We start from the raw sequence: 1133 nt of genomic DNA, 5'->3' as shown, positions 1-1133 counted from the left end.
TGTGATGCCCAGCCAGGTTGTTCAACCTGGTGATGGGGGCGGCTTTCCCGATTGCTGAGTGGGGCCGGTGGTGGTTGTACTGGTGGATCCATGATGGCAGGGCGGCTTGTCGGGCGGATTCGGAGTTGTAGAACTTCTTGAACGCCCAGCCCTCGGCCAGGGTGCGGTGGAAGCGTTCGATCTTCCCGTTGGTCTGCGGGCGATAGGGCCGGGTCTTCTTCACCGTGATGCCCAGCTCGGTGCAGGTGTCGCGCCACAGGTGCGATTTGTAGCAACTGCCGTTGTCGCTGATCACGCGTTTGACGGTGACGCCGCGTTCGGCGAACCAGGCAACAGCATTGCGCAGCACCAGCGCTGCGGTCTGGCTGGTCTCGTCGTCGTGGGCTTCGACGTAGGCAACGCGGGAGTGGTCGTCGATGACGGTGTGCAGGTAGCAGGTACCGATCAACGGCTGGCGGTGTTTGTTCTTGGGGCCACCAGTGCGTGCTGCGGTCGCGGAGCGGTTCTTGTCGCCCTGCTGCTTGCCGACGTAGCGCCAGCCACCGCCGTCGGGGATCTTGCCGAGCTTCTTGACGTCGACGTGGAGAAGATTGCCCGGTGCCACGTGTTCGTAGCGGCGAATCGGCTCGCCGGTGACGCGGTCGAGGTGGGTAAGCCGGTTGAGCCGACAGCGGACCAATACGGCGTGGACGGTTGAGGAGGCCATACCGAGTCGGTCGGCGATCTCGACGGGCCCGAGGCGTTGTTTCCAGCGCAGGTGCACGATCTTGCGTACCACTGGTGTTGGGGTGCGATTCGGTTGGTGGCGGGGTGCGGAGGATCGGTCGTACATCCCGGCCGGTCCTTCGCTCGCGTAACGGTCGGCCCACTTCTTGGCGGTTCGCCAGGAAACGTCGTACCGCTCGGCTGCTCGTGCCGGTGGCCAGCCGTGGTCGACGATCAGGCGCGCAAGTCGAAGTCGGGCACGTGGTGTCAAGGCTGCGTTGGAGTGGGTAGCGTGGGACACGAAGGCCTCCTTGGTGGCGGAGCGGTTCCTAGATAGCTCCACTCCACACCGGGAGGCCTTCGTCCATCTACAAGTCAGACCGTGTCATCGCAGAATCTCGACCAACGTGGCTGGACATCACAGCTAG

1 protein-coding gene is annotated in these 1133 nt (G+C 63.9%); it reads right to left on the bottom strand.

Going from position 1 to position 1133, the window contains the following annotated elements; genetic code table 11:
* The coding region (locus tag ACLM5J_RS20825; protein WP_413658596.1) for an IS481 family transposase at positions 1–1006 on the bottom strand (1006 nt) is incomplete at its 3' end.
* Positions 1007–1133 lie beyond the last annotated feature (127 nt).

The organism is Nocardioides sp. Bht2, from assembly GCF_047308515.1.
Lineage (GTDB): Bacteria > Actinomycetota > Actinomycetes > Propionibacteriales > Nocardioidaceae > Nocardioides.
This window is presented reverse-complemented; position numbering and strand designations above follow the sequence as displayed.